This window comes from Vibrio sp. Y42_MX_L11 (assembly GCF_024181785.1).
Classification (GTDB): domain Bacteria; phylum Pseudomonadota; class Gammaproteobacteria; order Enterobacterales; family Vibrionaceae; genus Vibrio; species Vibrio diabolicus.
The window spans coordinates 22,775-48,275 of the sequence record NZ_JAMZAP010000012.1; the positions used below are offsets into that span (position 1 = coordinate 22,775).

General features: G+C 43.1%; 22 protein-coding genes and 1 tRNA gene. 6 read left to right on the top strand and 17 right to left on the bottom strand.

Annotated features, from left to right (window positions below; genetic code table 11):
* Positions 1–18: 18 nt before the first annotated feature.
* The 10 genes from NL643_RS13405 to rbsD all read right to left on the bottom strand — a co-directional run bounded on the left by NL643_RS13405 (position 19) and on the right by rbsD (position 9,961).
* Positions 19–927 (bottom strand): siderophore ABC transporter substrate-binding protein, encoded by a 909-nt coding sequence (locus NL643_RS13405; protein ID WP_253644584.1) that lies wholly within the window; start codon positions 925–927, stop codon positions 19–21.
* Between the two features lie 163 nt (positions 928–1,090).
* A complete protein-coding gene (locus NL643_RS13410) occupies positions 1,091–1,771 on the bottom strand; it encodes a Crp/Fnr family transcriptional regulator (protein WP_005397172.1) in 681 nt (226 codons plus the stop codon).
* Between the two features lie 132 nt (positions 1,772–1,903).
* A complete protein-coding gene (locus NL643_RS13415) occupies positions 1,904–2,635 on the bottom strand; it encodes a nucleoside phosphorylase (RefSeq protein WP_046875984.1) in 732 nt (243 codons plus the stop codon).
* A 10-nt stretch (positions 2,636–2,645) separates the two neighbouring features.
* Positions 2,646–3,377 carry a nicotinamide riboside transporter PnuC gene (pnuC, locus tag NL643_RS13420; protein WP_237285012.1) on the bottom strand — a complete coding sequence of 244 codons (732 nt, stop codon included), beginning with the start codon at positions 3,375–3,377 and terminating at the stop codon, positions 2,646–2,648.
* Positions 3,378–3,877: 500 nt separating this feature from the next.
* Positions 3,878–4,900 carry a substrate-binding domain-containing protein gene (locus NL643_RS13425; protein ID WP_006741009.1) on the bottom strand — a complete coding sequence of 341 codons (1,023 nt, stop codon included), beginning with the start codon at positions 4,898–4,900 and terminating at the stop codon, positions 3,878–3,880.
* A 33-nt stretch (positions 4,901–4,933) separates the two neighbouring features.
* Entirely contained in the window at positions 4,934–5,851 is a 918-nt protein-coding gene (rbsK, locus tag NL643_RS13430; protein ID WP_253644585.1) for a ribokinase, read from the bottom strand.
* A 225-nt stretch (positions 5,852–6,076) separates the two neighbouring features.
* The gene (gene rbsB, locus NL643_RS13435) at positions 6,077–6,955 is read right to left on the bottom strand and encodes a ribose ABC transporter substrate-binding protein RbsB (protein WP_005397160.1); all 879 of its coding nucleotides are present in this window, start codon (positions 6,953–6,955) and stop codon (positions 6,077–6,079) included.
* Positions 6,956–7,032: 77 nt separating this feature from the next.
* Positions 7,033–8,016, bottom strand: a complete 984-nt coding sequence (gene rbsC / locus NL643_RS13440) for a ribose ABC transporter permease (protein WP_006741011.1) — start codon at positions 8,014–8,016, stop codon at positions 7,033–7,035.
* On the bottom strand, positions 8,013–9,518 hold the full coding sequence (gene rbsA, locus NL643_RS13445; protein WP_104972464.1) for a ribose ABC transporter ATP-binding protein RbsA: 1,506 nt from the start codon (positions 9,516–9,518) through the stop codon (positions 8,013–8,015). Before rbsA ends, rbsC begins: the two co-directional genes overlap by 4 nt.
* Before the next feature lie 23 nt (positions 9,519–9,541).
* Entirely contained in the window at positions 9,542–9,961 is a 420-nt protein-coding gene (rbsD, locus tag NL643_RS13450; RefSeq protein ID WP_005397153.1) for a D-ribose pyranase, read from the bottom strand.
* 472 nt (positions 9,962–10,433) lie between these two features.
* Here rbsD and NL643_RS13455 point away from each other — a divergent pair, with 472 nt between their 5' ends.
* The 4 genes from NL643_RS13455 to NL643_RS13470 all read left to right on the top strand — a co-directional run bounded on the left by NL643_RS13455 (position 10,434) and on the right by NL643_RS13470 (position 15,485).
* Positions 10,434–12,800, top strand: a complete 2,367-nt coding sequence (locus NL643_RS13455; RefSeq protein WP_253644586.1) for an EAL domain-containing protein — start codon at positions 10,434–10,436, stop codon at positions 12,798–12,800.
* Positions 12,801–13,643: 843 nt separating this feature from the next.
* The gene (locus NL643_RS13460) at positions 13,644–14,285 is read left to right on the top strand and encodes a murein L,D-transpeptidase catalytic domain family protein (protein WP_005397144.1); all 642 of its coding nucleotides are present in this window, start codon (positions 13,644–13,646) and stop codon (positions 14,283–14,285) included.
* Between the two features lie 331 nt (positions 14,286–14,616).
* On the top strand, positions 14,617–15,075 hold the full coding sequence (locus NL643_RS13465; protein ID WP_006741015.1) for a hypothetical protein: 459 nt from the start codon (positions 14,617–14,619) through the stop codon (positions 15,073–15,075).
* Positions 15,076–15,161: 86 nt separating this feature from the next.
* A complete protein-coding gene (locus NL643_RS13470) occupies positions 15,162–15,485 on the top strand; it encodes a hypothetical protein (protein ID WP_047008249.1) in 324 nt (107 codons plus the stop codon).
* Positions 15,486–15,610: 125 nt separating this feature from the next.
* Here the strand turns inward: NL643_RS13470 and NL643_RS13475 are convergent, their stop codons facing one another.
* Positions 15,611–16,291 (bottom strand): DedA family protein, encoded by a 681-nt coding sequence (locus NL643_RS13475; RefSeq protein ID WP_005397139.1) that lies wholly within the window; start codon positions 16,289–16,291, stop codon positions 15,611–15,613.
* Positions 16,292–16,866: 575 nt separating this feature from the next.
* Positions 16,867–17,385: a DUF4136 domain-containing protein gene (locus NL643_RS13480; RefSeq protein ID WP_005397138.1), complete on the bottom strand. Its 519-nt coding sequence runs from the start codon at positions 17,383–17,385 to the stop codon at positions 16,867–16,869.
* Between the two features lie 371 nt (positions 17,386–17,756).
* Between NL643_RS13480 and NL643_RS13485 the strand changes: the two genes are divergently transcribed.
* Positions 17,757–17,831, top strand: a tRNA-Gly gene (locus tag NL643_RS13485).
* Positions 17,832–17,848: 17 nt separating this feature from the next.
* Here NL643_RS13485 and NL643_RS13490 read toward each other — a convergent pair.
* Positions 17,849–18,706: a sterol desaturase family protein gene (locus NL643_RS13490; RefSeq protein WP_005397136.1), complete on the bottom strand. Its 858-nt coding sequence runs from the start codon at positions 18,704–18,706 to the stop codon at positions 17,849–17,851.
* Positions 18,707–18,713: 7 nt separating this feature from the next.
* A complete protein-coding gene (locus tag NL643_RS13495; RefSeq protein WP_085344413.1) occupies positions 18,714–19,724 on the bottom strand; it encodes a DUF2804 domain-containing protein in 1,011 nt (336 codons plus the stop codon).
* A 302-nt stretch (positions 19,725–20,026) separates the two neighbouring features.
* Between NL643_RS13495 and gdhA the strand changes: the two genes are divergently transcribed.
* On the top strand, positions 20,027–21,379 hold the full coding sequence (gene gdhA / locus NL643_RS13500) for an NADP-specific glutamate dehydrogenase (RefSeq protein ID WP_253644587.1): 1,353 nt from the start codon (positions 20,027–20,029) through the stop codon (positions 21,377–21,379).
* A gap of 75 nt (positions 21,380–21,454) precedes the next feature.
* Here gdhA and NL643_RS13505 read toward each other — a convergent pair whose 3' ends face one another.
* The 3 genes from NL643_RS13505 to NL643_RS13515 all read right to left on the bottom strand — a co-directional run bounded on the left by NL643_RS13505 (position 21,455) and on the right by NL643_RS13515 (position 25,339).
* Positions 21,455–21,922: an OsmC family protein gene (locus NL643_RS13505; RefSeq protein ID WP_005392541.1), complete on the bottom strand. Its 468-nt coding sequence runs from the start codon at positions 21,920–21,922 to the stop codon at positions 21,455–21,457.
* A gap of 98 nt (positions 21,923–22,020) precedes the next feature.
* Complete coding sequence (locus tag NL643_RS13510; RefSeq protein WP_253644588.1) at positions 22,021–24,378, bottom strand: ATP-binding protein; 2,358 nt, start codon at positions 24,376–24,378, stop codon at positions 22,021–22,023.
* A complete protein-coding gene (locus NL643_RS13515) occupies positions 24,371–25,339 on the bottom strand; it encodes a cytochrome-c peroxidase (protein WP_167394253.1) in 969 nt (322 codons plus the stop codon). Before NL643_RS13515 ends, NL643_RS13510 begins: the two co-directional genes overlap by 8 nt.
* Positions 25,340–25,501: the final 162 nt, after the last annotated feature.

Below are 25,501 nucleotides of genomic sequence, written 5' to 3' on the forward strand. Positions count from 1 at the left end.
AACCTCTGCTATCTTGGATTAAAGTTCAACGGTTTGCTTGATCTCACTGACCATTTTTTCTGTTGCAGTCACACCAGACATCGACAAATACCACGCGTCCACATCTAAATAAGTGATTTTGTGATTCTTATATGCGGCGGTTGCTTTGACTAAGTCGTTATCCATGGACTTACGAATATCGTTATCTGGCGTGCCTTTCAGCGAATTGCGGTCAACTACGAGTATATTTTTCGGGTTAGCTTCACGAATAAATTCATAAGAAATAACATCTCCGTGAGTGCCCGTCTTCACGTTTTCAACTGTTTCCAAGAAACCGAAATCGTTATAAATCACACCAAATCGCGATTGAGATCCAAACGCACTGATGTTGTCACCCATGCTTAAAATCGTTAACGCATCATTGTTATTTGATTGATTGTAGTCACGGATTGCTTTGAATTGAGCATCTAGCGCTTCAATTTTCTGCTCTACTTTTTCTTCGATATCGAAGATTTTACCAATATTGCGCCACTGTGCTTGCGTACCTTCCCAGTAACCTTGATTCTCTTTCGCAGCAAAAACGACCGTAGGAGCAATTTCACTCAGCTCTTCATATTTCGCAGACGCTCGCGGACCAACCAATATCAAATCCGGTTTTTGCATGTAAATGGTTTCAAAGTCAGGTTCAAACAAACTACCCGCAGAGGTGTAGTTATCTTTGCTGTATTTTGAAAGGTAGCTAGGCAGATTAGAAGAGTTAGAGACTGCAACAGGATCGATACCAAAGTTGTCCAGCGCATCTAGCGGTCCAAAGCCAATCACAACCACGCGTTCTGGTGATTGTTCTAGCTCGGTTTGACCCATGTAATGGTCAATCACAACCTTAGCAGCGAAAGAAGGAGAAACAGTAAATAGCGACAGCAAAGCCGCACCGACGAATTTTTTCATTTTGTTAAGCCTTAATGAGATCTATTATCATGCGCGTTCGCAATATAACGTTACTCTTTACTGCATTCAACAAAATTTAAGGTACTTTACATTAGTTACGCTTATTCGAGCTTCAACTATATCAAAGACTTATAAAAACCATTCATTGCAATATCTAGGTGTATCATTCATGCGCTTCGATAAATGCTTTGAGTGCAGGCTCATCAATAATCTCCAACCCGTTTTCCGTTTTTGCAATCAATCCCTTTTCAATCAAATCTTTAACTGCACGTCGATAAACACGACCAGAAGTACCAAATCGCTCAGCTTCTTGATTCACTTTGTCAAAGCCACCGAGCAATGTGTTGGTTTGATTACGGACGAAAAGATCATACGCAATATTATAAGTAATGGGATGCAATAACCGATTGGTATAGATATCCATAGAGTCTTGATAATCTTCGGCCAACGCTGAAGCAAAGAACACCATCATTTCTGGATGCTTTTGTAGCGCTTCAGTTAGTTTTTGGATGCAGATGACATCAACCTGCATGTGCTCATCTGCAATCACATTCCATTGGCAAGGAGTCTGAGTGAAGTACTCCATTTCACCATAGATATGGTAGTCGCAGTTTGCCTCTCCTAATTGAAAGCGTCGCCCATTCGCGGCCAATATACTCATTGACACTCGACCTACCGGCACAACATATAAATACTGAAGTTGCTCACCTTGACGGAGAATTTCTTCCCCAGCATCAAAGTAACGCGTACTAATTTGACACTGATAGATCATCTCACGAAAGGCAACGCTCTTTTTTTCAAGGTATGTTTTGAAGCGGCCAGTTGGATACGGGCTGATTTTCATTCTCTGCTCTCTCAGAAAAGTTACTGATAACTATCTCAGGTGGATTGTACCCCGTAACACCAAATAAAAAAGCGACAGTGGCCTGTCGCTTTACATTCATTGATTTATAAGAGTTACTGAAGTTAGTACGGACTATCTCTGAGCAATCAACGCTTCTAGCGCCGTCATTGCAGCAAGCTTCTCACCTTGCATCATTACTTTCGCTTCATCAACGTACTGGCCAACCCCTTCTTTCACATCTTGTTGATACAAAACGACGTTATTTAAGATCGAAGCCACATGAAGGCCACGTAATCGGCCAACGGCAAACAAAGCTGAGGTTTCCATATCGGCACCTAAGACGCCCTTCTTGTTCCAGTATTGGCATATCGCATCTTCGTCATCGGTATAGAAACTGTCGTGAGAACGTACCACACCGAAATGATAACGCGCCTCTTGTACTGACAGGTAACGCTCAACTTCCTTTAATAAGGAAAAGCTTGCGTACGCCGGATAAGCCGAATCCACATACGCTTTGGAGCCGCCTTCATCTCTTACCGCACCTTCGGCAATGATTAGCTCGCCAAGCTGAATCCCAGATTGCATCGCACCTGCCGATCCGACACGTACCACATGAGTTACGCCGCACTGTTTTAGCTCTTCAACTGCGATGATCATCGATGGGGCGCCGATACCTGTGCTGCATACTGAAACAGGCTGGTCTTTGTATTTGCCAGTAAAAACACGGTACTCGCGATTTTCCGAGATCATTTCTGCATCATCCAATAATGCGGCAATACGATTAGCTCGGTCTGGCTCACCACATACAATGACGAGAGGAGCGACTTGTGTTTCATCAACACCAATATGAGGTTGTTTCGCCATTTTTCGTTCCTTAAGCTGCAGCTTGAGCTAAGGTTTTATCGCCATTGCGCTTGGCGCTACGGGCCCATTCACGCGTACCATTGGCAGCAATGAACATCAAAATCGCATACTGAACAGACATCGCATAAACACCCTGTGTCGCGTAGATGCCAACACTGATGATGTTAATCACAACCCAAAGAATCCAGTTTTCCACATATTTACGTGTCATCAGAATTTGTGCAACAACAGAAAGTACTGTCATGGTTGCATCCCAAAACGGGAACGCATCAGGTTCAAGTACCGGATCAGCCAAACCTGCACCAAAGAGATTCAAGCTATCAACAGCAATGTTTGCTAATGCAAAGAAAAAAGGGTCGATGTAGATGGTTAACAACGCGATAGACACAACGCCAATAGAAGCAGTGGCGATGAGTTTGTGTTTGTTTAACCAGCGTACTTCCAGCGTTTCACCTTCCGCGTTTGGACGAGTCCACGCATACCAACCGTAAATGTTCGCACAGAAGAAAAACAGTTGAAGAAGTAATAATCCGTATAACTGAATTTGGAAAAAGATAACGGCAAAAAGAGTGACATTCAGCAAACCGAATAAGTAGTTGATGGTTTTTTCTTGGCTAGCAAACCAAATGCAAAGCAATCCAAAAACCGTACCGAAAGCTTCGATCCAACTCATTGCGTAACCGCCGCCAATTGGAATGTTAACCAGGGTGTTGTTTATATCGAGTAAGGCAAGTAGGTCCATGTCGATGTCCTTTATTATTTTGTTTGGGAATATGCCTATATTAGGGCGTGACACCTAACAAAAAGGAGGACATTTGTCCCCCTCTTGATGCACTCGATCATAATTCAGTTCAATATTTGCTTGAAAGCAATAAATGACTCACTTGAACCGCTTGGAAATTAACGCGCCTAAGAATCCAAACCTAAATAGCGCTTTTTGAATGCGGAAGCTGATGCAAATAAAGCTGACGCCAAAAGTGTAATAACAAACCCAATTGCGTACTCGAATGCTTCATTCACCAAGAGCTGATAACAGCTCACAAAAAAAATCAGTATGACCGCAATAACATTAACTCGGTGAAACCAAGGATGCTTTACGGAGAACTTAGCGTAACCTTTTGATAACATTTAACTAATCCGCCAGACAACAATTAATATTTTTATTTATAATCAATGGTGATAGTAAGGCTTTATAGTATAAAGAGAAACGACTTTTTTGATTTTTTAGCTCAACATCACAGGTCATCTAGTGCTGCTTGACTTTAATATCTTGACACTTTTTCGTTCAACTAAGGTAGGTTCTAATTGCACGACTTGCGCTTCTGTTGATTTATCATCCAATTTTCGGACAAGCGTTTCCACGGCAGCTTGCCCAAGACGGTATTTAGGCTGGTGAATTGTGGTGAGTGATGGTGACATGAACTTCGCGATATGTATGTCATCGTAACCGATGATTGAAATCTGTTCCGGGACTTTAATATTGAGCTCATTTGCGGCGTTAATCACACCCATCGCCATCATATCATTGGAAACGAAAATCGAGCTGGGTAAGGTGCCTCGCTGCGCCATTTTCATAAATGCTTGATATCCGCCTTCACATTCGAAGTCCGATTCAATTATCCAGTTAGCATTAAATTCCAAGCCAGCTTCGTTCATCGCACGTTTGTAACCTTCGTATCGCATTTGTGCTTGGTGTTTAATCAAAGGGCCGGTGATACATCCTATTTCTGTGTGGCCGCAATCAATCAGGTATTTCGCCGCTAGGTAACCGCCACGAAGCGAGTTATCTTGAATTTTGTCGCTCGTAAACAGCATCGGCCCCCAATCCATCACCACGACAGGGATATCAGGGTAACGCTCAAATACATCAATACGCTCCCCTTCTAGCGAGGAGCACATCAAGATCAAACCATCGACACGCTTTTGCAAAAGAGTATTAATGGATTGGCGCATACGTTCGTTATCACCTTCGGTATTGCATAAAATGAGGCTGTAACCTTTTTGGTAGCAGCTGCGTTCGACGCCTTTTACGACTTCGCCAAAGAATGGGTTGGTTGAGGTTGTCACTAGCATACCAATGGTTTTGGTACGATTGACTTTTAGGCTTCGCGCCAAAGCAGATGGCGCATAGTAGTTGAGTTCTTTTGCGGCATTATTAACGCGTTCGGAGATCTCTTCACTCACAAAACGCGTCTTGTTAATAACATGGCTCACTGTTGAAGTGGAAACCCCTGCCAGTTTTGCGATGTCTTTCATCGTCGCCATGTTATTACTCCTAATTAATGAGGCGTTTAAGCCCTATTGTGCTGCGAGAAACGCGTCCACCTCTTCGCGAGTTGGGATCGACGTCTGCGCGCCAAAGCGGGTCACAGAAATTGCAGCCGCCGCATGTGCAAACTTAATTGCTGATTCTAAAGGTAAACCCTCTAACAGGCCAGTGACGAATGCCCCATTAAACGTATCCCCTGCTGCGGTGGTATCGGTCGCGTCAACACGGAACCCCGGGATGAGCTCACCTCTACCATTTTGACTTATCCAAACACCCTTCGCACCGAGAGTGATCATGACAATTTCGATACCTTTGCTATGAAGCACATTCGCCGCTTCTTGCGCGCTGTCATTATCCGTTACCGTTACCCCCGTCAACACTTCAGCTTCGGTTTCATTTGGTGTAATGACATCAATACAAGCAAGCAGTTCGTCTGACAGTTCACGAGCAGGGGCTGGGTTTAAAATGACGTTAGTTTTTGCATCTTTCGCCACTCGCGCGGCTTTCTCAATGCCGCACATCGGCGTTTCCAATTGCATCAGCAGGTAATCCGCTTGGCGAATGCGTTCTAAATCTGGCTCAATCGCTTCTGCTGTCAATTTGGCATTCGCTTCTGCTGAAATACAAATGCTGTTTTCACCACTATCCGACACTTGAATCATCGCAATGCCAGTTGGGCAGTTTGGTTGCATCTTCACACCTGTGATGTCGATGCCGTCCATATTGAAGTTTTCACGAATATTGATGCCGAAAGAGTCATCGCCTACACAAGCAATAAAACCAATGTCTGCATTTAATCGCGCCGCCGCGACGGCTTGGTTGGCACCTTTGCCACCTGGGATAACTTGATAGTTACGACCATGTAGCGTTTCGCCAGGGCGAGGGAAAGAAGGCACTTGAAGAACATGGTCAGCGTTTACACTACCTAACACCACTAACTTATTCATACGGTTATCCTCGGTTCTGAATGAACCCTTTTTTTGAAAAACTATTTTGGAAAATACATTAGATGACTTTAACTTCTCTTCCTAACGAAGGAGTCACGATAAAAAGTCAAAGGCATCTATACCCTGCATTTTTAAGTCTCTTGGGTATGTTTGCCCTCTCCTCCTAAACGACAGATATAAACGGAGGAGAGAGCAAAAATTAGGACGCTTTATTGAACGTCAAACTTATTTAGTCACTACTTTTAGTGGCACCGGAATGTATTCTTCTACTTTTTCACCTTTCAAGACTTTGTCAGCCGTTTCAACACCTAAAGCACCGATAAGATCTGGTTGCTGTGCGATGGTTGCTGCTAGCTTGCCACGGTTAACTGCGGCAATGCCGTCTTCCGTGCCATCAAAACCAACGATAACGACGTCTTTGCCAGAAGCTTGAACGGCGCGAAGTGCACCTAGCGCCATTTCATCATTCTGTGCGAACACCGCTTGTACATCAGGGTTAGCCGCGAGTAGGTTTTCCATCACGTTTAGGCCTTTAGTACGGTCAAAGTCTGCTGGCTGGCTGGCAAGAAGATCCATATCGCTGCCCTTCACGGCATTCATGAAACCTTCACCGCGCTCGCGCGCCGCCGATGTGCCCGCAATACCTTCAAGCTGAATTACTTTTGCTTTTTCGCCAACTTTTTCCATGATGTAGTGGCCTGCCATTTCACCACCGATCACGTTGTCGGACGCGATGTGGCTCACAACTTCACCACGGCTTGCGCCACGGTCTAGTGTCAATACAGGGATCTTAGAACGGTTCGCCATACGAATCGCATTAGACACAGCATCAGAATCCGTTGGGTTGATAAGAATTGCTTTTACACCGCGAATACTTAAATCCTCGATGTTCGACAGCTCTTTGCTCGGGTCATTTTGCGAGTCCAGTACAATTAAGTCGTACCCCAATTCTTTCGCTTTAGCTTCCGCACCGTCTTTCATCGTTACGAAGAACGGGTTGTTTAGCGTCGAAACCACAATCGCCATCGTATCTTGGGCTTGTGCCGCTACTGATACAGTGGAAGAAAGAAGTGCAGCAGAGATAAGAGTTGCAAGTTTTTTCATCGTTCTAGTCCTTTGTGTAGGGTGAGCCAGCACACGCCCACTGGCTCGGTTTGTATTCAGGATTTAATGGTTATGGATTATTTGTTTTTGTTGTCTACCAGTACTGCGAGCAAGATAACCACTGCTTTGGCAATCATTTGGTAGTATGAGGAAACATCTAGTAGGTTAAGAGCGTTGTTTAAGAAACCGATGATCAGCGCACCAATTAGCGTACCCATGATGCGGCCTTTACCACCCATCAAGCTGGTACCGCCAAGAACAACCGCTGCGATAGCGTCTAGCTCGTAGCCCATACCCGCAGTTGGCTGAGCGGAAGATAGACGAGAAGTCACGATGATGCCTGCAAGCGCTGCCAGCATACCGCAGATGGCGTACACACCAATCTTCACTCGGTCAACATTGATACCAGATAGGCGAGTCGCTGATTCGTTGCCACCTAGTGCGTAAACGTAGCGACCAAAACGAGTGTGATTAAGTAAGTACCAAGCCGCTGCGAACACAACCACCATCAACCAAACAGGTACTGGAATACCTAACGCGTAACCAGTACCAAACCATGCAAACGCATCAGCTGTGTCAGTAAAACCTGTCGAGATTGGACGCCCTTCGGTGTACACCATAGTCACACCGCGTAGTAACGTCATGGTAACCAGCGTAGCGATAAAGGCCTGTACTTTGCCCTTAGCAATAATGATGCCGCTAATTGCACCTAACGCTGCACCTGCGACTAAAGCAGTCGGAACCGCCACCAGCACCGGGACTTCAAGCGCAATCATGCTTGCCGCAAAGGCACCACATAGCGCCAGTACGGAACCAACACTCAAGTCGATGCCTGCGGTTAAAATAACCAGTGTCATACCTACCGCGATAATGGCATTCACTGAGGTTTGACGAAGAATGTTGAGAATGTTGTCGACCGTAAAGAAGTTCGGGTTCAAAAATGACACAACAACAATCAAAAAAATCAGTGCTATCAGTGATTTTTGCTCAATCAACCACTCTTTTGTGAACAACTTCTTGTTGCTAGCTTCGGTTGGTTTGCTCATGGTATTAGTACTCATGCTGCTTCCTCATTGATCTTTTTGCCTACGGCACAGGCGAGTAATTTTTCTTGATCGGCGTCTTTCGCATCGAATTCGCCAGTAATACGACCTTCATGCATAACCAGAATGCGGTCACTCATACCGAGCACTTCTGGCATCTCGGAAGACACTAAGATGATGCTCATGCCTTCGGCTTTGAACTTGTTGATGAGTTGATAAATTTCTTTTTTCGCACCGACATCGACGCCACGTGTTGGCTCATCGAGAATCAGAACTTTAGGTTTGGTCATTAACCCTTTCGCGATCGCCACTTTTTGCTGGTTACCGCCGGATAAGTTACCAATGATTTGGTCGCGCGTAGGGGTTTTGATATTAAATAGCTTGATAAAATCTTCCACGGCAATCACTTCATCGCTATGTTGGATTTGGAAGCCTTTAGTCAACTGATTGAGTGAACAAAGTGACATATTCTCCTTAACCGAGAGACCTAACACCAAGCCATCGCCTTTGCGATCTTCAGAGATATAAGCGATGCCATTTGCTAAGCCATCTTGTGGGCTAACCGGGTTAATGGTTTTGTTATCAAGGTTGATAACACCATGCTCACTTGGCAACGCGCCATAAATCACTTTCATCAGTTCGGTGCGGCCTGCCCCCATCAAACCAGAAATACCCAATATCTCACCGCGTTTCAGCGTGAAGCTCACATCGTGAACGCCAGAGCCAGTCAGGCCAATCACTTCAAGGCAAGTTTCGCCATGTCGCACATCAATACGTGGGTATTGCTCTTCTAACTTACGACCAACCATCATTTCGATCAGGCCGTCTTCATCAGTGTCTGCTACTTTGCATTCACCGATAAATTTACCGTCACGAAGCACGGTAATGTCGTCACAGATTTCAAAGATTTCTTTAAGACGGTGTGAGATATAAACAATGCCGCAGCCCTGCTCTCGAAGCTCGTTGATCACTTTAAATAGTGACTCCGTCTCGGTATCGGTCAGCGCGTCAGTTGGCTCATCCATAATAATGACTTTCGATTCAAACGAAAGCGCTTTCGCGATCTCCACCATTTGCTGTTCACCTAGGCTCAAATCACCAAGCAACGTTTTCGATGAGTGCTTTACGTTAAGGCGTTGAAGCAACTTGTCTGCTTCTTCATACATCTTGCCCCACTGAATACGCCCCATCGTGCCGGTAAATTCACGACCTAGATAGATGTTTTCAGCAATCGTTAGTTCAGGGATCAAGTTCAATTCTTGGTGAATGATGCTGATGCCCGCTTCCTGAGAGTCACGCGGCCCTTTAAACGCGGCAGGTTGGCCTTGATATTGGATGCTACCCGCATCCATGTGATAGATGCCAGTCAGCACCTTCATCAATGTTGACTTGCCTGCTCCATTTTCTCCCATGAGCGCCATGACACGGCCTGGGTAAACATTCAGGCTCGCTTTGTCCAGTGCTTTCACGCCCGGGAACGCTTTCTCAATGTCGCTCAGTTGTAGAATGGCTTGAGTCATAATCTGTCCTCAATATCTCTGGCTTAAAAAACCACGCCCGCTTGAAAGATAACGTTCGCGTATGGCGAGCATTCGCCAGTTCGAACGACAGCGCGGCTTTGTGCTGTGCGTGCTTTAAATGCTTCATGTGACACGTAGCTGATCTCGATAGATTTACCCGTTTCTTCGCTCTCTTTGCTCAGTTCGTTAAGCAATGCTTGATGCAAAACAGGGCTTACATCAGAAAACTCTTCCGCAATGATGACCCCTTCGATTTGCGACTCAGATAGAATCACGCGAACAGTATCAAGAAAACTTGGTACGCCATGCGTTAGCGCCAAATCAATTCGCTGTACATGCTCAGGGATTGGCAGGCCAGCGTCACATATCGTGATCTCATCGGTGTGGCCTAGCGTCGCCACCAAGTAAGAAATATCTGAGTTAATTAGGGTACTTTTTTTCATCTCATCGACCTTTCGGTTACACGTTCATACAACCATGAGCGCCTGTTTTAAAGTGTTTTCGTTATTAACAGAAAACTCATCGAAACGTTTCGATGAAATAATAATTCGTTGTGGTAATTTGACCAGAGTGAGATCGATAAGGTGTGAGAATGATCCGTAATTAACGGGTCATCGAATAGTAAAAAGGTACATGAGTCACACTTTATCATCGAAACGTTTCGATGACTGGCTTAATCTACACTTGAAGTGAGGTTTTTAAAGACAGTTGAAAAAGAGATACGTCCCATTACTGAGAAACACTCTAGTTAATGAGATGGAAACCTTACACATCATCACAGTTCTTGGATGGTTGTCTGATTTTGGAGAACGCTCACCTTACAATCTGGTTACAATTTGCAAAACACATCATCCGTTCAGTACCTTATATGGTATGCGACGTTTGTAGGGACACAAACGGAAACTAAAAGCCATAATGAAGTTAAGCAATCGAGTCATCTTGCTTGTCGCGCCAGTGATCTTATTAAGCGCGCTGGTATCAAGTTATATTATTTACAGCATTCAAAAAGTAACGCTCATCAAGCGAGAAGACAGCTATATCCAATTGCAAATGGAAAAGCTCGCAGGGCAGTTCCGACAAGCCAACATATTCCTCAATAGTTATGCATACACATTAAGCAAAAGTGATGTATTGCAAGACTACTTGGTGAATCATAGCAATCCGTATCGTGAGCGCGTGTTATTTAACCGACTCGATGAAACCGCAGATGTGTTAAGCCATGGCTATACAGGCGATGCAAGCATGGCGATTCTCGACGGGAAACAAAACCTTCTTTATTACACAGAAAATAAATACTACGAATCTTCAGGTGTAGTCGACCCTAAGGTATTGGATTACATCTCGCGAAGCTTTAGTACGAGAGAAGCGTTTAACCATACTGGCTTTATTTACAATTCCAGCGGGCAAAGTATTCTTCTGCAATACGAACTGATCGACAAACGAACAGGGACACAACCTCTAAGTTTTGATCCGCAAAATGTCTTTTTCGTGGTGGTATCGGTATCGCTCGAAGCCTTCAATGAGATCAAGCACGAAATCGAGTTCGACACGCATAGCGTGATAACTTTTGCCAACAAGCCTATTTATCTCGATATTCCTCTCGCTCAGACGATTGAACTATTGCCACACTTTTATGCGGTACTCTCCCCCGCTGAATATTTGATGTGGAATAAAGTCGATAAAGTGTGGCTAGAACTGGCCCTTTCCTTTGGTGTGGCAGCGTTTTGCACCATCACCTTAATTGTTTTGGTTTTGTATCGTTATGTATTACACCCCGTTTCTCGCCTCGATAAACAGCTACAAGAGCTGGAAACAAATCAACGCGGCAACATTGAAAAGCTAGAAACAAACGATGAAATAGGACGCTTATCCTCACGCTTTTTTGATATGTATGAAGAGCTCAACGTCATATATAAGAAAACAAAACGCCTGGCTGAAACGGATCACCTAACGCAACTCGCTAATCGCCATCGTTTCCATGAACTTGCAACTCGTGAACTCGTCTCCCCTTCGCAGCATTTGTGGGTCATTTATGTCGATCTCGATAACTTTAAGTACGTTAATGACAAATACGGGCATGAACTGGGAGACAACTTATTAAAGGTGTTTTCATCACACATCAAAAATGTCTGTCAAAAATTCTCGTACGACTACGATAGCCCCTGTTTTGCAGCAAGATTGTCTGGTGACGAATTTGCTATTTTATTGAGCTCAAATCAGGATGCACAACGCCTACCCGACTTGCTGGCCTCAGAGTTGCTTAAACCGATTAGCAATCTCAGTCCATCTTGGAGCAATTCATTCCCCGTGACTGCGAGCGTAGGTATCGCTCAGTACCCTCAAGACGGTACAGACGTCGCGAAATTACTCTCCAGTGCCGATGCGGCAATGTATCAAGCCAAACGAGCCGGGAAAAACCAGTACGCTTATTACTCAGCAGCTCTCAATGTTGAGTCTCAAAGACGCAGTCAGCTTGAGCGAGCGCTCAGAAAAAGCAACGTAGAAGAAGAGTTCCATCTCGTTTTTCAACCCTATATGAATAATCGGGACAACGAGATTGAAGGACTAGAGGTATTATTGCGCTGGGAAGCGGAAGGCATTGGTCCCGTGCCTCCGAAAGAGTTTATCCCAATCGCGGAACAGGCGGGCTTATTTGATAAAATTGATCGCTGGGTTTTCGCCAACGCTACAGCGGAATATCACCAATTAAGAAATATTTTTGGTAAAGACATTGTCCTTTCGATCAACCTCTCTTCAGCAGAACTTAACTCCATCGAAATGGCGAATTATATTCATGACCAAGCAAGCAAAAACGGTGTGAAACCAGAATGTATTGAGTTAGAGATAACAGAAACCTTTGCCGCAGAACAACAAGGTACAGCATTACTTGATGAGCTGTCGAAGCGTGGCTATCGTCTCGCCATTGATGACTTTGGCTCTGGCTATACATCGCTGACTCAACTTGTTCAATATCCAGTTCAAAAGATCAAGTTTGACCGAGAGTTCCTCGTTACATTGATGAAAACCAACAATGGTCATGTGATCAAACCCATCATCGAGCTATGCCACGCTCAAAATAAAACGGTCACCGCAGAAGGTATTGAGCACAATGTTATGCATGAATGGTTATCGGCCTACCGCTGTGACTATATGCAAGGCTATTTATTTGGTAAGCCAATGAGTAAGGAACAACTGAATTTGTGGTGGCAATCCGCAAATGACGATAGCCGCTTCGATGGTTCCATAGTAGGTTCAATTACTGTTCAAGGGACATCTTATTAAAGATTAAGTACTGAAGCCATGTATGTGGCTGCTGTACTTATATAATATAGAAACAAGACTTTACCCTTAGTTTCAATAATATAAGCAACCACATAAGTTCGTACGTTAATTTTTGGCATTATTATTTTTCGATGAAATCTCTCAGTTATTTAAATATTTAATCAAAACGATAGAATTAATTTTTGGTAAGTTTAGTTCAGATTTTATGTATTTAATTGAAAATATGAGGAAATAATTAAAAGCTGACAAAACTTACTTTTGTACTGCTAATCACCGGCTTAGATGATTCGTGTAGAAGCTCATTTGTCGGCTCCACTTAGACTTAGCTTTATCACTTGTGAACAGGAAATGCCCTTCTTCTCGGTATTTCTCTACCTTTCTTATCCATCTTGTTGTTTACCCACTCACTTAAAATGCACTAACACACATAACGAGTTGACGTTACGATTTGTTACGAGTCAAATCACAAATCTAAACGTAGGCTGAATAGACGTACAAAAGACAAACACATTGAAATAAAAAGAGTTTCTAATCTAGAAAAAATAAAACGTCGTTTTTATAAATTCGCCATCTCACAAATATCCTTAAACACAGTTTTATTAATTACGCATATCAGATATTATTTATTCCGAAGTTTATCGAAACAATCGATTAACTGCATAATTTATTTGAGTTTCAAACAGTTAGTTTTTAACTTGAAAACTTATCGTTAACCCAATATTAAGTACCTAAGCGTACAATAAGAAACATTGGGAATAGAATTATATTGATGTGCATGTTGTTTTAACGAATGCATGAAGCAATCGGTAAATTTGTAACACCATAGAGTTTTATTTAGCCAAGATGAAAAAGTTAATTTTATTATTTATATGGACATTTCTGTCTGCCTCTCCTTTTGCCTTTGCAAAACAAGCAGATAACGAAGTCAAAAGTCACATACCACAGAATCAAATTGAACAAGTGTTCAAACAAGCAAAGTTAGATGGCGTAGTAGACTTTAAATTGTTTCGTGACGCTTACATCGCGTACAAAAAAACACCCGATAGAAAGAAATCAGTACTAACCATCATCGACTATAGTAAACCATCGACTGAAAAACGCTTTTATGTGGTTGATTTAGATAAAAAGAAGCTTATCTACAATACTTATGTTTCTCACGGTGTGAACAGTGGAAAGAAAACAGCGACGCAGTTTTCAAACGTGGTGAACTCGCGTAAAACATCGCTGGGTACGTTTTTGACTGACACCACCTACTACGGATCAAATGGTTATTCACTTCGATTAGATGGTCTAAGCTCAGGGTTGAACGATAAAGCTCGCGAACGTTATATCGTTGTGCACGGTGCCGACTATGCTAACCCTTCTTTTATCAAGAAGAATGGTTACCTTGGGCGCAGTTGGGGTTGCCCTGCACTGCCAAAGAAGTTGTCTCGTGAGATCATTGACACCATAAAAGGCGGCAGTGTTATTTACGCAAGCGCATAACCGGGGGCAACTCATGTGGGGGAAGAATGCTCTATTTCTTCCCCAACAAATAATCGGATTGGCTCAAGCTTCCTTTTATCAAGACTCTCTTTACCTGTTTCTCCAGTTTTCGCTTGCTTCAACGCTAAAATTATTTAGGTATTAGCTTATACCTAAATAACATCAGAAAACTCTGTTCATCCCTCTTCCATCTCGTTAGTATACGCTGAGTTGGTCAGACACCGATTTTCATTGTTATCATAGTGTCACTAAGATTCCGTAGTCATAGTGATAGTCTATGACGTTATATGTTTAGGGTTACTTCTTGCGTTATCTACACCGTATATTATTGATGCTTTCATTGTCCCTATTTTCAGGGTTCATCGTTGCCTCATATGCGCATACGTATCACCACACTAAACATTACACCTCTGAACGCTTGCTTAAACTTGCGCAACAAGACGATTTTGAACTAGCACACAGCGAATTCCATACATTTGCCTCTCCAAGTTCTTGGGGCTCAGAAGGTTATTATCTGCACATAAAGCGCGAGTTGTTAGCGCTGGTTTCCTGCCGTCGAACATCCGCCACTGATGGTGTTTTATCATCTGATTTTACTCCTGATTATTTTTTACTTGTTGCTTTCTCTTCCCCACCACTATTGGAATTGGCGAAACAAGCATCTCGCTTACCTCTTGATGGTTATGGCGGGCTGATGAGTAAACGCTCTCTCTATCGACTCTCAGGAAGAAAAGAAGCCAATTTGATGTACGTCTTTACTCATGGTCGCAACGCCTTCCCTGTTGTTTAACTTTTTATGACATACAGAGAACACGGAAATGTAACGATGAGAACCAATACGCTCATTGTTACTAGAACCAATTTGAGGTCCATATAATGACAAAATTCGCTACGACTATCGCACTAGCACTGCTATTTGCAACGGGCTCTGCCTTCGCTAACACAGAAGCAAAGCCAGAAGAAATGAGCAATGAGACTCTGCTAGAGTGTGCCAATGTTTCTAATGCACGTATTGCGGTTCCTGAACACAGAGCGATGTTCAGACACTACCTAATGTCTGAAAGAAACTATAGTTTCAGCCAGTTATCTTCTGCTGAGCTTGAATTTAAAGCAGCAGATAAGAATGAATCCGAAGTAGAAAATATCTACAAGTCTCAGTGTAAAGAGGTTGGCGAGTACCTATATAGCATTGGCTATTAAACTCAAAACCCTAACGACACTCATAAAGAAAGGCGCATACATTGCGCCTTTCTTTTTACTGATAAAAACCAGCCGATTAGATGTCTAATCTGTATACAAGCTTAAAAATGCAAATCAAAGTAAACTTACTGAGAAAACTCTGACACATCCTTGGATTTACAGAACGCTCGACGTGCTTTAACAAACAAGAAACTAAGCACCCCAATCACAAGAGTAATTATTGGGGCCGCCATTAATAGCATTGTGATCGCTTTGCTCATATTCTCTGGTAGCAAAGGAAGCAATAAACCAAAACCGCATAATATCAGCGTCCATAAAATCGCACTCAACCACGCAAAGTAATGGAATTTACTAATACGTTTCACTCGCAACCCCATCATTAATGGCAATAGGGAACGAACAACCGGAATAAACCGCGCACAAAAAAGCGCGATCAATCCATGTTTACTGAGTAATACGTCGACCTGTTCCAAACGCTTTTGAGGAACCGCGCTCACCCAGCCTCGTACCTTAGGTAAGCGATTTAGCCACTTGCCTTGTAAGTAAGCCGCCCAACTTCCCAGCCCCGCACTAACAGCTATCACCAACATAATCATAATTGGATCAAGGACGCCAACTGCCGCCAGCGTACCGGATAATACGACGACACTGTCGCATGGGAATGGCGCAGCAGGAATAAAACCACTTTCCAAAAAGATAAGCGCAGCAACAACAAAATAAACCAATCCTGCACCGCCTGGCGCCATTAACGCCGTAAAATCTTGATGCCAAAAGGCACTCAAGACCTGAATTATCGAATCAAACATAAACCGCTCCTAAGCATAACTAACCAAAAATTGTAAAAACATGGAATGTGTTAGCGAGCATGTATAAAGCGGTATATGAGATTCGATTCTTTCCTCGCACCGATTCTGTATTTAGAATGAGTAAAAATACTTTCAACACAACGACCTAAAGCCTCATTGCCGATGCGTTTTAGCAGCCCCATCGAGTGAATTGCCGAACGATGTGTCCACCAAACTACAGCAAGCGTTTCAAACCATTCGAGTTCTACATCGTCGTTCGAGCTCGTTTCCTTAGAATGGCTAACCCTCAATATATTCCGGCTGTTTAAACTCGGATAGTCTTGTTGTATTGGAAAGGCAGGGTGTTCTGAAAAGTGCTTCGACTTAGCGTCAACAGCAATATTCTGGTTATGAAAGGAAAGAAAATTTGGGTATGAGTGCGCCATACTCATGCTCGGAGCCAACAAGCAGAAAAGTAGTCCGAGTAAAGCAATCAGAGTCGTACGCACAAAGGTAACCAAAACCAAAATAATAAGTTCTTTTAACCCTGTGCGTAACGATTGGCAATTAGTATTCTTAATCGTTAAGAATACTAATTATTTTTCACCGTAAGGGTAGTTTTCAAACATTTTCGCAATTTCTTCTTCAATCAGAGACTCTCTTTTCTCAGAGCTCATAGACTCAGATAGTTTCCTGCTTGAAACACCTTTCCACACAACCTGATTAGCCTTTGCATCAACAAGTTCTACCACCAGTTTGCCATACTTACGTTCTTTGTATCGTTCCGGGCTTGAAGTGATCACGCCAAAGCTATTCCAACCATAACCGAAACTCACCGAAGACCCAGAAGAGACAAGCTCGGACTCTTCGACGATATCATGATGAACGTAAAGGTCCCCACCACTATTCACTTTAATTAAGCCCTTGTCTTCAAGCTGTTCAGCCAATCCTTGTTCAATACGTCGACCATCAATACTCGTAGGGGCTTCTGCTTGGGCACCGAAATCAAACGTTCTGTAAGCTGAAAAATCGGCTTGCTTATCGACATCCGTCGTTACGGTTGTACAAGCAGATACGAGCATCATCACCGCCCCTAATATCAAACCTTTCCACATGTTAAATCTCCTTTGGTTAAGCTGACTGTTTCAGCGGAATTACGCTAGTGCTATACATACGCTTCAGCAGTAAAAAGTAATCATTTCAATATCTAGTCTTGACCATGAAACCTGACTGTTCAATAAACGCGATTAACCTTTACACTGACAATCTTGAATATCATCAATGCCTAAACGCTAGTAGACAGTGTGTTTGCACCTAATTAGCAGCCATCGATTTTAGAAGCGGAATCGCTGACCCTCCTGAAAAACAGAGACAATGGACACTTTAACACCAAGACGCTACTTTTTTAGGCACCTGACAAACAATTGATGAGAAAAGACTTTTCTTTTTCGTTCAGTGTGGCATATTAACTGAGTCCTATCGATGCGCGGGCATCGTATAATGGCTATTACCTCAGCCTTCCAAGCTGATGATGCGGGTTCGATTCCCGCTGCCCGCTCCAATCTCTTTTATCTCAATCTACTCAAAAGAATCCGATGGTGGAGCAAATAGACAGCGCCAACGTTGTTTCCACGTTAAATTTGGTCGTGTTACGTCATAAAACATGTCTTTCCATTCTGCAAACGTCACACGAATGGGATTAAAGCTGTTTACCGGTTTAGAAATTCCATACCTAACGGTTTCCACTTCTGGTTCAAACGTTCCAAACATCCGATCCCAGATAATCAACACTCCCGCGTAATTTTTGTCGATGTACTGACGGTTTATACCATGATGAACACGATGATGAGATGGCGTATTAAATACCCACTCTAGCGGTCCAAGCGAGCGAATTGATTGAGTATGAACAAAAAACTGTAAGCCCAGATTAAACAGCACAACGAAGACGACCCACTTGGGATCAAAGCCAATAATCACCAAAGGCAACCAGAAAATCCACATTCCCGCTAACGGATACATCAAGCTTTGACGAAACGCGGTGCTGAAATTCATTCTCTCCGAGCTGTGATGGACCACGTGCGCAGCCCACATCCAACGAATACGGTGGCTAGCTCGATGAAACCAGTAATAGAAAAAGTCTTGCAGAACGACAAGTAGCAAAAACGCTGAAACGCTCATTTCGATATCAAACAATCGCCAATCAAACCACCACAAATATAACTGAGCAATCAGTAAACCCGTGAGTATGTCTGTCGCTTGGTGTAAGCCCGCAAGTACAAAATTACATACAACTTCCGGAATATAATACGTCGCGCTTTCAGGCAAACGTCCCCTTCGTTGTCCAAACCAGTACTCTGCAACCATACATAAAAAGAAAACTGGCGCCAAAATCATCAGAAGTAATTCAGGGCGTTCCATCAACTGTGTCCAATCCATTGTGTTTCTACCATTTTGCATAGTGATCTTCAGTAAGACCTATGACTTCTTCTAACTGATGTTTGATACCATTCCCATCAACGATGTAGCCAGAGAAATAGCCGATATATTGACGAAAATTGCTTTTGAGAAACCAAAAGTTCTTCTTTTCTGAACGTCGATTTAAAGGCGTGAATACTAGGTCAATCCGTTTATCTTCCGACGTGATATGCCACCTTTGTCCTTCATCATTTCGTGAAAATTGAAACTGAACAGGCTGTAAAAAATGCCGTTCACCATTAATCCAGAATACATTTTCACAGTAGCCCGTTTCATTGACACCCGCAGCTAAGTTCAGCCCCAACCGTCTGCCGCTTTCAAAGCAATTAATACTCGCCCACCGCCAGCTTGTCTCCCGTCGCATGTACCCAGCGGAAAAGTCGTAACCAGCAGCCACTTCTGAGAGATCTTGTTCCTTTCCTAATATGAATAAATTGCCATCTACCGTTAACGCATTGTGCTTCTGCGTATAAGTCCAACCCGCATAACCGGTTGGTGTACATAACATTAATGGCAAACTCATACTTTCTGGACGTAAGTAGAGATCAGCATTGACATATTTCGTCACAAAGTGGACGTGCCAAATACCATTCTGAATAGAAAACTGAATACTTTTGTCAGCAAGATGGGCATGACTAGACCAACTGGAAGGCTGAGTTTGATAATCAATATTAAAAGGCTTTAACCACTGCTGCTCCACTAACTCATTATTTTGAATATCAAACAGATAGCAAAAACCAGATGCTAAATACCTAATATCCGCAATCGCAACCCCAATCACGTAGTTAGGTGTGACCAAATTAACGAACTGAAACTGCTTATAGTCACAGTAACGGCGCCACTTAGACGCTGGCTTATCCATCTCATCAAGGTAGGTAAACTTATCTAACTGTAAAGATGTGGGAATCCCATCAAGATGGCCAAACACTGGTAGACCGTTTTGCTGAATAAACGAGTCCAGAGTCTTAAGCTCATGCATATTTTTATCTTTTTCGAGTCAACACGCTCAGATGTTAACACTACGTTAACAAAAACAGTTTGCGTGACAGCACAACAATATCGACTAATTTGGCTTCTGCTCGCTATATGTGAAACCGATCACTCAACTATCCACTCATGTCACTCACTTAATCTTCCTCATCAATACGAACAGAAGGTGGAAATTGATCGTTCTCATCCGCAGGAAAGACCAGTATAGCCATTGAGAATTGGTCAAAATCACTATTTAATGGGAATAAATTCATATAAACTGATTGCTTATTCATATCAAGGAAGAGAGCTATGTCACACATACACGATACTATTGTTGCGTTGCAACACAGTAGCCCGGCTCAAAAAGAGTTTTACCAAGCCGTAGAAGAAGTATTAACTTCTCTCGCTCCAGTCATAGAAAGCAATAATAAATATAAAGAACAAGCGATTATCCAAAGAATCGTAGAACCAGAACGTCAAATCATGTTTCGAGTTCCTTGGGTCGATGACGCTGGGAATGTGCAAGTAAACAAAGGCTACCGCGTCGAGTTTAACTCCGCCCTAGGTCCATACAAAGGCGGACTGAGGTTCCATCATTCAGTGAACGCGAGCATCATAAAGTTCCTCGGCTTTGAACAGATTTTTAAAAACGCGCTTACTGGCCTTCCAATTGGTGGCGGAAAAGGCGGTTCAAATTTCGATCCGAAAGGAAAATCTGACGGTGAAATCATGCGATTTTGCCAATCATTTATGAACGAGTTATACCGCCACATTGGTCCTGTTACCGATGTTCCTGCTGGCGATATCGGCGTCGGTGCGCGTGAAATTGGTTATATGTTTGGTCAATATAAGCGATTGACGGGCCGCTACGAAGGGGTACTTACAGGCAAGAGCCTTCTTTGGGGGGGCTCACTTGTTAGAAAAGAAGCAACGGGATACGGAACCGTATATTTTGCGGAATGCATGCTCAATGACCGTAATGATTCACTAAAAGGCAAAACTTGCCTCGTTTCTGGCGCAGGTAACGTCGCTATCTATGCAATTGAAAAGCTATACCACATGGGAGCAACCCCAGTAACATGCAGCGATTCTCGAGGCACGATTTATCATGAGCACGGTATTGATCTGCAGCTCCTCAAGCAACTTAAAGAAGTGAAAAGAGCAAGTTTAGAAGAGTATTTAGACACTTACCCTGAAGCAGAGTATACGCCGTTGGGTGACTATCCTAATGAAGGGCATGCTGTATGGCGATATCAAGCTGACGCCGCATTCCCTTGCGCGACCCAAAATGAACTAACGTCAAACGATGCTCTTGCTCTTATCGATAATGGGTGTGTTTTGATTAGTGAAGGCGCAAACATGCCAACCACTCGTGATGCGGCCAATATCATCGTGGATTCCGAAATGGCTTATGGGCCAGCGAAAGCAGCCAATGCAGGCGGCGTTGCAACCAGTCAGCTTGAAATGGCACAAAATGCCAGCATGCAAAACTGGACCTTTGAGCAAGTCGATAGCCAGTTACAGACCATCATGAAAAACATCTTTATTAATGCAAACGAAACCAGTCGAGAGTTTGGTCAACCTGGTAATTTAGTTTTAGGTGCAAACATTGCCGGCTTTAGAAGAGTCGCTGATGCGATGATCGAGCAAGGCATCATTTAGTTCACAATAGCCAGCAGCCTGACTGCTGGCTTAACACTATTCGGCGATACACTGCGCTTTGACAAAGAGCTTCATTTAATCTGCAATAAGCGTCGTCACTTCAGTTTTAACCGAATTGGCGATAAAACAATTCTCATGAGCCATGTGGTGCATTTTTTCTAATTGAGATCGTGTCGGTTGATTATCACCAGCAAATGTTATCTTAGGGTTTAGTGTTACCTTAGACACCCATTCTTTTCCATTTTCACCTTTTTTCAGCTCCCCTACTGCTTCATCTAGGTAGCGATCCACAACGTAACGTCGTTTCGCCGCAATAGAAAGAAAAACAAGCATGTGACAACTGGAAAGTGCCGCAACAAATGCTTCTTCCGGATCAACGTTTTCTTCTACAGATAATGGCAACGGCACTACGTGTGGAGATGGTGACGCAGGGACTTGCAACCCGCCATCAAACTTCCAAATGTGCGCCCGACTATACTGGTTATCACTGAATACTTCGTCAGCTTCGCGATGCCATTCGATTAAAGCGGAATGCTTACTCATTCTAACTCCCTGATTTTCTCATTGACGAATCAACACATCCATTCACGTCATAGTAAACCATAACGAAACAAGGTAAGGAACGTATGAACTCAGAGAGGTTACAAAATTTGTTGAGGATCGACGTTTTTTTTCTGTATGTCATCCAGAAGTCGATTAGCCTGATGGATGTTAACTTGTAATCGGTTGATTAGCATCTGTAACCGCTCAATTTCAGGAGTTTGCTTCGCTTTGAGCGTGTTTTCTAGCGCCTCCGTTTGTCCAGCTAAAATCGGCAAACCAAGGTTCAATGCCATACCTTTTGTTTTATGCAACGTATCTTCTAGAGACGCGAAATCTTCAGCCATAAAATAATCAATAAGTTCATCAACCGATGATTCAAAATCGACAATAATACTTTTTAGTAGCTCATCTATCGCTTCCGGCGCTTCTTGCAAAGAAATGAGCATCTCTGAACTGGATAACTCTTCTTCTGTCAGCCGTAACTTCTCTATTGGCTTGCGCTGCAACTGGAGAACGTTGTTGTCATTCGTTAATGGTAAATTCTCTTTTGGTTCGAGCCTCGCAGCAAACTGTTTAAGAGCGTCCGAAAAGCTCTCTTGCTGTAGCGGTTTTGTAAGCACATGATCCGCTCCGGCTTCAATAAAGCTATCATGCGCCTCACGAAATACATCTGCCGTATACGCAAAGAGTAATGTTTTGATACCTAACTCTTGTCGAATCACACGCGTCGCTTCAACACCATTCATCTCAGGCATGTGATTGTCCATCAAAATCAGGTCATATTCGTTATCTCTCGCCTTTTTAACCGCCACCAATCCGTTTTCAGCAACATCCACTTCATGTCCCAACTTTTCGCAAAACCCTTTCGCCACAATGGCGTTCACTCGGTTATCTTCAGCAAGCAATATCTGCAAATTGTGTGTTTTCTTGCGCGTTTTTGGTGGCTCTTGTGCCTTTGGAAGTTCGCATTCAACCCAAGGAATGGGCAGTTCGACGATGAATTGACTTCCGACGCCCTCCACACTTTTCAATGTAATCTTGCCATCCATCAAGCCAGTTAATTTTTTAACTATTGCCAAACCAAGCCCTGTGCCCCCAAATTTTCGAGTAGTTGAAGAATCGGCTTGCTCAAACGAATTGAAAACATGTTCTTGCTTGTCTAGCGCAATACCAATACCAGTATCGCTCACAATCATCACCAAGCACTGATTTACCTTATCAAGTTCCGTTCTGATTAACACATGCCCTTCACTGGTAAACTTCACCGCGTTGCCAGCAAGATTAAACAAAATCTGTCGTAAACGTGCGCAGTCTCCGGTAAATTCAATGTATTCAGGCACTTCATTTTCCACGATCAATTCGATATTTTTTTCATCGATGAGCGGTTTTATTGCGCTACACACAGGAGAAATGACTTGGTCTAAATTGAACTTAGCCTGCTCAAATTCCAGTTTGTTTTCTTCAACTTTAGAGAAATCCAAAATATCGTTAAGAATCGTCATCAAGTGTTGGCCAGAATCAAGAATGACTTTCACGTACTCTTTAGTCGTCGGCTCTTTGGTTTCCTCTGCAATCATTTGAGAAAGGCCTAATACACCATTCATCGGCGTTCTTAATTCGTGACTCATTGCGGCGAGAAAACTTGATTTGGCTTTTGCTGCTCGCTCGGCTTTATTTCGAGCCTCCTCGATTTCGAGGTTCAATTGTTTCAAGTTGTACATTCGATATTGCGACTGATACAAAAATGCACTGACTAACAACATCACGGCAATAAAAACAAACAACCAAGTGAAACGCGCTTCACTTTGGGCAATATTGAGTAGCCGATGCTCCGCATCCTCGATAAAAACAAAGTATCCATGATCAAGCAGTTCATTCGTGAGTAGTTCTATCCTTTTATCGCTCGCTTGAAGCCGATCTAAGAAATTGGCTTCACTTTCACTCTCAACTACGTTTTGTGTCAAAAGCAGTTGGTTGAGAAACTCAAAATAGTGATGCCCACTCAACGTCTTTCCGGTATCGGTAGAAATATCTTGCTGATATAAGTTGAATAGCATTAATAACGCGTATTGATTCTCTACCTGAACGCCAATCAACATATCGAGCTTCAGCGTTGTATCAAGCACACGGTTTTTGAATAGATTGAGCGTATCCTCAACTTTTTTATAATTGGGCGTCACAGGGAACCAAACTGACTCCCTTGATGAATTTAGCAAGTTCTTAGCTGCGACTTCTATATCTACTAAAGATGTCGTCAGTTCATAATTCTTCCTATCTTCAACCGCATATCGATTCACGATAACATCGCGCTCTTCAATCAACTTGTGCCCAATATCCGTCAACTCCGCGTGGAATTCTTGTGCACTTTTTGAATTCACATGTGACATATACGCCAATACACAACACGTCAGCATGGCAATAAAAAAGCAGAGATTAACCAGTTTGAATTTATTCATTTTCCAACACCTCTAAAATCACGGGTCTGGGTGCTGTCAAGGACTGTAAGAACGCTTCAATATCAGCGACACTTTCATCGCTCATCGTAATTCCGAGCTGCGTTTTCGCCATAATCTGTATCGCCTCAGATAACTGGTCAACTCGTCCGTTATGAAAATAAGGGCTTGTTAGGGCGACATTACGTAAACTGGCGACTCTAAAATAGAATTGTTCTTCACTTTCCGTCGTAATCAGGTGCCGTCCCGAATCCTCTACTACTGGCTTATCTTTGAAATAGGCGAACCTTTGTATCATCGCTCCGCCAATATTTTTGCCCTGATGACACTGTACGCAACCTGAAGACTGAAATGTTTTCCACCCCCTAATTTGCTGCTCACTGAGGACATGGGTGTAACCCAGTAAGTAGGCATCGAATGGTGCACCTGGAGTTTGGAGCCCTTCGACAAACTCCACAATGGCGGACTTAATATTGTTAATATTAATCGGTAGCTCACCATCACGACTAAATAGCGCTTGATAACGTTCGCTTCCTTTCACGTACTGCTCTATTGTTTGCCAGTTTGAGTCCATTTCTATTGGATTGTGGATTGGCCCATCAATCTGAGCCATCAAAGTGTTTTCGGTACCATCCCATAAAAAACGATAATTTAACGCTGCATTAAACACTGTGATGGAATTTCGAGTTCCATCACCTTTCACTCCTGTAGAGACGGGGGTATTTTCAGCGCCATTGGTTTGCAAGTTGTGGCACGTCGCACAACTGATGCTACCGTTTGAAGATAGCTGAGGATCACGAAAGAGATGCCAGCCAATTCTCGCCAGCTTAATATCTACGACAGGGTCACCTTCTATCGGCTGAACTAACGAAATATCACCTAGCACCTTAGCATTTCTTGCGATTGTTGCTTGGCTCAAAATGAGTGCCACAACAACTAATGTGATTATGCTGAATTGCCTCATCAACTGCATACCTTACACTTGCCATTAGTATGAAGTTAGTTGCATTTTTAGGTTTTTTCCATTAATGGAAAACGGTTACCAGAGCTGCACGCGGAGGGACTTTTATTTAAAGCTCACATAAGGAGCAAATGACGAAGGCGAGTAACGAAGAATTGACTCGCT